This window comes from Asticcacaulis sp. (assembly GCF_027484505.1).
Classification (GTDB): domain Bacteria; phylum Pseudomonadota; class Alphaproteobacteria; order Caulobacterales; family Caulobacteraceae; genus Asticcacaulis.
In genome coordinates, this window is record NZ_JAIXSV010000295.1 from 1 (window position 1) to 6,610 (window position 6,610).

At 62.0% G+C, this 6,610-nt stretch carries 7 protein-coding genes; all 7 read left to right on the plus strand.

Annotation, left to right across the window (positions count from 1 at the left end; all coding sequences use genetic code 11):
• Positions 1 to 518 (plus strand): TrbI F-type domain-containing protein (locus tag Q0072_RS17020; RefSeq protein ID WP_298332688.1); only part of this gene is annotated, 518 nt, incomplete at its 5' end.
• Complete coding sequence (lepB, locus tag Q0072_RS17025) at positions 515 to 991, plus strand: signal peptidase I (protein ID WP_298332691.1); 477 nt, start codon at positions 515 to 517, stop codon at positions 989 to 991. The genes Q0072_RS17020 and lepB, both read left to right, overlap by 4 nt.
• Complete coding sequence (traW, locus tag Q0072_RS17030; protein WP_298332693.1) at positions 918 to 1,559, plus strand: type-F conjugative transfer system protein TraW; 642 nt, start codon at positions 918 to 920, stop codon at positions 1,557 to 1,559. Before lepB ends, traW begins: the two co-directional genes overlap by 74 nt.
• On the plus strand, positions 1,556 to 2,560 hold the full coding sequence (traU, locus tag Q0072_RS17035; RefSeq protein WP_298332695.1) for a conjugal transfer pilus assembly protein TraU: 1,005 nt from the start codon (positions 1,556 to 1,558) through the stop codon (positions 2,558 to 2,560). The genes traW and traU overlap by 4 nt, the downstream gene beginning before the upstream one ends.
• Entirely contained in the window at positions 2,545 to 3,231 is a 687-nt protein-coding gene (gene trbC / locus Q0072_RS17040) for a type-F conjugative transfer system pilin assembly protein TrbC (RefSeq protein WP_298332697.1), read from the plus strand. The genes traU and trbC overlap by 16 nt, the downstream gene beginning before the upstream one ends.
• Complete coding sequence (locus Q0072_RS17045) at positions 3,224 to 4,465, plus strand: hypothetical protein (RefSeq protein ID WP_298332700.1); 1,242 nt, start codon at positions 3,224 to 3,226, stop codon at positions 4,463 to 4,465. Before trbC ends, Q0072_RS17045 begins: the two co-directional genes overlap by 8 nt.
• Positions 4,450 to 6,610 (plus strand): conjugal transfer protein TraN (traN, locus tag Q0072_RS17050; protein WP_298332703.1); only part of this gene is annotated, 2,161 nt, incomplete at its 3' end. The genes Q0072_RS17045 and traN, both read left to right, overlap by 16 nt.

Genomic DNA, 6,610 nt, shown 5'->3' on the forward strand with positions numbered 1-6,610 from the left:
CGACGGGTATGTGGCCGGATCGCAGTGGCCAGCGACGCCGCGATCCTTGGCCTTATTGGCTTGGCCATGGCGGTTTTTGCTGTCCTTTGGGTTTGGCGCTGGACCGTGGACCTGACGGAAGCAATGTGGCCACGGTGGCCTTGGGAGCATGTGCGATGAAACTGTTCGTCAATATCGCGGCGGTGGTGTTGCTGATCGTCCTTAGCATCGGCGCCTTTCATCTCGCCATCGTCCGGCCGGCTCTGATGGCCGACCGGCAGGTGGCCATACTTGACGTCGACCAGCTTCTGAAGGACATGGTCGTGGCCCTCGCGCAGTCGGGCGCTTCCGACGATGAAATTCGCAACAAGTCTACAACCTTCCGACAGAAGCTGGAAGAGGCGGCGCGGCTCATTGAAAGTCGTGACCGCGTGGTCCTGATCAACGCGGCGGCCGTCGTAGGGTCTGCTTCGCCAGACTATACGGCGGTCGTTCGAGAGGCACTGGAACTGCCGGCGCCCAAGGCGGAAACGCCATGAACTGGCGGATCTCACCTGCGACAGCGGTGCATCTTGCATGGTGCGCGGCAATCGGCGGCGGGCTCGCCGCCACGTCGCAATATTACACAATCGGGGTTTCGCACAGCCAGAGCCTCCCGGAACTGCTGTTCCTGGTCGAACGTGGCCATCCCTTCCAGCGCGGCGATGCTGTCCAGTTCATCGCACCGCCCAATCCCATGTTCACGAAGCCGTTTGTGAAGCGGGTCGTGGGACTGCCAGGGGACCTGGTGGAGCATCGGGGAGGGGATGTGTTCGTTGCCGGGCGCCGGGTCGGCCCCGTGCAGACGCAGACTTTGCAGGGTCGTCCCCTTCAACCTGGCCCGGCCGGCATCATCCCGGAAGGCTATTTGTTCCTCGCTGGCTCGCATGAGAGGTCCTATGACTCCCGTTACGCGGAAATCGGCCTGGTGCCTGTCACTGCTGTTGTTGGCCGGGCCGTTCCTCTGCTCTAGCGATGCAGCGGATCTCGGTACGCATGGAAAGTTGTATCCCGTTGTCGAGACCGATCTCCTGGCATTGATCCAAGACCGGCTCGCCAGCATGGAGGCGAGCGGCGCGCTGGCCAAGCTGAATGCTGAGATGGTCAACCGCGTCACCCGCAACGCGCGGCGACCGCCTCCCGTGCCGGGCATCCAGCGCGCGTCCAGCAACAGAACCTGGCTCGTGGATCCGTCGGTCATTGCGGAGCGCGACATCGCCGACCACCGCGGTGTGGTCTTCGTGCGGGCGGGAACGCGGGTCAACCCGCTCTCCTATGCGCCATTCACAAAGACCTTGATCTTCCTGGATGGCGACGATCCTGCACAAATCGATTGGGCGCGGCATGCGACCGCGACGTTTGGACCGACGGCGAAGATCATCCTGACAAGCGGCGATGTATTCGATGCCATGCGGGCATTGTCTGTGCCCGTCTACTTCGATCAAGGCGGACGCCTGACCACGAGATGGGGCATCAAGGCGGTGCCGGCGACCGTCCAGCAGGATGGGGAAGCACTCCGCATCAGGGAGGAGGCGCTATGAAACTCTGGTTGGCCGCATGCCTCGTTGGTCTTCTATTGCTCCGATCAGGGCCAGCACAGGCCGATTCCTCAGGGTGCACAGGGTCGTTCGTTAACCCCATCGCCGACATCTGCTGGTCATGCCTATTTCCGTTGACCTTGGGGTCGATCACGCTGGTCGGTGGCGATCGGCTCGACACCTCGAATCCCGGCTTCCCCCTCTGCACCTGCCCTGCGCCGCCGCCACTTCTGATCCGGCCTGGGATCGCAATTGGGTTCTGGGAACCGGTGCGGTTGGTCGATGTCGCACATGTCCCGTGGTGTTTCGTCAACCTCGGCGGCCTGGAGCTGCCCGCACCGATCAAGGTCGGCGGCGCGAAGACACAGTCGCGCGGCGGCGGAACCGGGCATGCTAATTGGCATGTACATTGGTACGTCTATCCGCTCATCTATTGGTTGGAGTTGCTCGTCGATTTTCTGTGCCTGGAGATGTCCACGTTCGATATCGCCTACATTACGGAAATCGATCCAATGTGGCTGGACGACGAACTCACGTTCCTGATCAACCCCGAGGCCGCACTGTTCAACACGCCGCTGGCGCAGGCGGCTTGTGCCGCTGATTGTGTCGCCGCGTCGGCCGGCTTGCCGCTGGACCCGTTGTTCTGGTGCGCCGGCTGCCAGGGCAGCCTCTATCCGCTCGATGGCAACATCCAGGCACAGACCGGTGCCGTTCAGGGCTCGCTACTGGCCACCGAGAGGATGGCCTATAAACTTCACCGCGAACTCATCCTCTGGGGTTCATTCGGCTCCGACGGCATGTGCGGCCGCTATCCGATGCCGGTTATGCGGAAGTCCCAGTATCGGAGCCAGATGGTCAACCCTGTGCCGACCAGCCGTGGCCCGAATGCCTGCCCCCCCTTCGGTCGCACGACGACGATCTATGAATCCAATCGCATGGTGCCGGTCGTCGGCGAGAATTTCGGCTATTTGATCTGGAGGAAGCGGAATTGCTGCGCGCTCTAAAGCTGCTGGCGGCGGGGTTGGCCATCGTCGCGTCGAATGTTGCTGCCGGGCAGGACAGCCCGCAGGATTTCGTTAACCAGATTCTCCGCCAGCATCCTCAGGCTCTGCGCGATGCTACGGAACTTCACGAGGCGCTGAAGGATCTGACGGTGCAGGGGCAGGCCGACGGCGTCGGACTAAATGGGATCGACTTGGGGGCTTTGGTCGATACGTCTGCCATAGGAAGTGGCGCGGCGGCCGACCGGGCCCGAATGCCCGCGATCCTTATCTTCGTCAGTTCGTCCATGCCCCCTCCGTCGATCAAGGCAGCCGCCACTCAGGCCCGCCGTGCCGGCGGAGCGGTCGTGATGCGCGGTCTGGTGGACAACAGCCTGACGAAGACGGCCGCATTCCTGGCCGAAGCCTTTGGCGACCAGGCGAAGGAGCTGGGTCTGCTTGTGGATCCCCGCCTGTTTGCCACCTATCGGGTGGATGCTGTACCGGCAGTCGTAGTTTCCGCCGTCGGGCCCATCATGTGCGAGGGTGAACCGGGGTGTGAAGGGCTGCCCGACTACGACCGGATCGCGGGCGATGTGTCGCTGCAATTTGCGTTAGAAGCGATCGCGGACGCAGGCGGACCTGGTGCACCAAAGGCGTCCGAAGGGCTCGCCAGGATCAAGCGCGATGAATAGCTGCTTTCGGTACCTGCGGTACGGTCTGCTGACCATCGCGCTGGTGGCGTGGCCCGCGTGCGGTCAGCAGCCAACGGCCCGCCAGGACGGGAAGGCCTTTGGTGGCGCCACCAGCAATCTGCCGGGAAACGCGCTGTCCCAGCCCGATGCGGCTGGCACCGTGCCCGGCTACGGCGGCACGGACCTTTCCGAGAAGACCTATATCCACGGCAACATGTATGATGCCGGTGTGGTCGACGCGACCAATGACGAGGCCGCGCAACTGCTCAAGAATTCCTTCCAGGGGCGCCCTTCGGTGCCGGTCGGCCGGGACGATCCTTGGATGGACAATTATTGGACCGTCCAGAACGACCCCCGTAGCGTCGTTCCTGATTTCACTGGCCAATATGGCGACTGCACGGCCGCACCGGGCGGCACCAGCCCGCCGACCGATCGCATCCGCACCTGCGATGAATACACCAAGATCGAGGGACGGAGCTGCAACGACACGCAGATTGTCGAGGTTGACCAGGATCAAACCTACCGGTGCCAGCGCACCAACGACCGCCGGCCCGAAGAATGCCCCATGACGCGTGATGTCCAGGTTGACCAGGACCCGGTGTATGACTGCACCGTATCGTCATCCACCGCGCCGCAGTCCTGCACGATGACCCGTGATGTCGGCGTGGATTCCGACCCGATCTATCGCTGCAATGTCCTGTCGACCACCCGCCCAGAGGAATGCCGGGTCACGCGCCAAGTTACTACAGATGCCGACTATATCTATAGCTGTGCGAAATCGGGCGAGAAATCCCCTAGCTCTTGCACCATCGGGCGCCAGATCGATGTGCGGGCGGACTACACCTACTCATGCAAGCGGACGCGTGACTATGTCACGAAGACCTGCGACGTCTATTACACTGCGCAATGTACCTCCATCGGCCAATGCTATGGGGGCGCCGTTGCCCTGTCCTGGGAGGAGTGGGACTGCCAGCTGCAGAACGGTAACCGGTGCTATATGGCACATGTTGGGGTCTCATTTGGATCCGGCTCCCCGCAGAACAGCATCTCGGTGAGTGGAGGTGGCTGTGGCAACCCGAGCATCTCGGAAGGTTGGGCAGGCGATCGCAGCAGCGTCACGGTCAGCGCTCAGTGCCGTCAGACGAACGCCCCGTCGCCCGGTGGGGTGCAGTGGTATTACGGCTGCTGCAACGGCGCCGGCGCCAGCATGGTGGACGAATGCGCCAACATCTGATCCGCCTTCTGACAGCAGCGCTGATCCTGATCATCTGGGTCGGGGCGGCGGCGGCCGTCTCCCCGAGCTGCCGCCTATCGGGCCAAACCTGTATAGAAGGTGGCGGTTCCCGGAGCGTCGGTGGCGCCAGCGTCTATCAGGATTGCTGGCGGACCAGATACACCTATTCGTGTGGCGGGCCTGGCTATTCCGACTATTGTGCAGGCCTCCGGGGTGCGTGCGCCGGCAGCGGCAGTTCATGCTCATCGATGGGAGCCGATGGCGTCTGCGATGAGTATACCGAGACCTATACGTGCGGCTCGCCCCAGGGCGGTAACGTTACGCTCATCAATACCTCGTACACGATCGTTCGTGACGAGCTCGTCAACGGCTGCTCGTCCCATGAAACGTCCTGCACCAAGATCGGCGAGGTATGCACCGAGGGAGGGGGAACCCGAAATATCGGGGGCAAGGATGTCTGGAAAGATTGCTGGGCGTGGCGTCGTGACTACATGTGCGCTAATCCCAGCCCCTACGACAATTGCACCGCCTACGCCAATGCGCCGGGCTGCACATCAGGCGGGACCAGTTGCGTGTCGCAGTATCCGGATGGATCCTGTCAGCAGTACAGCACGACATACAACTGTCCAGACCAGGTCGTCGGCGCCGGCACGCTGAATCAAACCGTCTACCGTGTCGTGAGCGACACGAACGTCGCAGCCTGTGAATCCCAGCAATCACGCAGCTCATGCGTCCAGGGAGGCGATACCTGCGCCGAAGGAGCCGGCACCCGAAACATCAACGGCATGAACGTTTACCGCGATTGCTGGGCCTGGAACCGGGCATATACCTGTGCAAACCCGGACTATCGCGACGACTGCACCCCCTACCGAAATGGCTGCGCCCAGGTCGCCTCGCTCGGATGCACCCAGACCTATGCCAATGGCAGCTGCGCTACGACTTCCTACGAATATCGGTGCGAGGACCCGGCTTCCGGCAACGGCACCATCACCGGCTATGGATATGATGTGATCCGTGACCAGGTCGTCAGCGGCTGCACGGCGCAAACAGGCAACAACACCTGTGGTCTGTCGTCCGAAACATGCAGCGAAGGCGCGGGCACACGAAACATCAACGGCATGAACGTTTACCGCGACTGCTGGAAGTGGAACCGTATCTATACCTGCGCCAATCCCTCGCCATTTGATAACTGCACGGCCTACGCCGCCAGTGGATGCAGCAATCGCGGCAATCGGTGCACTGGCACCGCATTCGACGGCAGCTGCTCTGTCTATACCCATAACTACCGCTGCAGCGATGTGGTCAATGGCGGGGGCGGCCGTGTCGGCACCGAATATACCGTCATCAAGGACGAGGTCGTCAGCGGCTGCACGTCGCAGACTTCCCGTGGCTGCGGGCTTCAGTCGGAGCGGTGCACTGAAGGGCCGCAGACGCGGACGATCAATGGTGGACCGGTCTACAGGGACTGCTGGGCCTGGTCGCGCGTCTATTCCTGCCCCAATCCGGGCTACTACGACGATTGCTCAGCCTATAACGGTCGATGCACAGAGACCGCGACCAGCTGCAATCGGACATTCTTCGACGGCAGCTGCGATCTCACGACAGCGGATTGGCGATGCCCGGACCCGGTAGCCGGCGGCGGCAGCCATACAGGTACCATCTATACGGTGACGCGGGACGAAGTCATTAACGACTGTAGCGCCTACACCGACGGGAACATATGCGGGCAGCCTCCGACCACGCGCTGTATCGAGGGCGCAGAAACCAGGGTCATCAATGGCCTGCCGGTTCACAAATCCTGCTGGAAATGGGAGCGCTCCTACCAGTGCCAGGGAAGCGTGACCAACGATTGCGCGATCCTGGAGGCGAGCTGTGTCTTCGAAAACAAGACCTGCATCCAATCCGATGCATACGGCCGCTGCAAAAATTATGAACGTACCTACCGGTGTGGCGGGCAGGGCGCCCCGGACGGGCAGAACCCGCCGATCCTTCAATGCGGTGAGACGGTTTACTGCATCAATGGTGAGTGCGACAGCATCACCAGGGAGCCCAATGACGATTTCGCCATGGCACTCACTTGGCTGAACCTGCAACGCGACTTCTCGCACCATTTCGACCCAACCACCCCTCAGGAGTACAAAGGTA

Excerpts from the sequence above, each read along its gene's own strand:
- lepB (WP_298332691.1), top strand. The coding sequence starts at position 515 with ATGAACTGGCGGATCTCACCTGCGACAGCGGTGCATCTTGCATGGTGC.
- traW (WP_298332693.1), top strand. The coding sequence starts at position 918 with ATGACTCCCGTTACGCGGAAATCGGCCTGGTGCCTGTCACTGCTGTTG.
- traU (WP_298332695.1), top strand. The coding sequence starts at position 1,556 with ATGAAACTCTGGTTGGCCGCATGCCTCGTTGGTCTTCTATTGCTCCGA.
- Q0072_RS17045 (WP_298332700.1), top strand. The coding sequence starts at position 3,224 with ATGAATAGCTGCTTTCGGTACCTGCGGTACGGTCTGCTGACCATCGCG.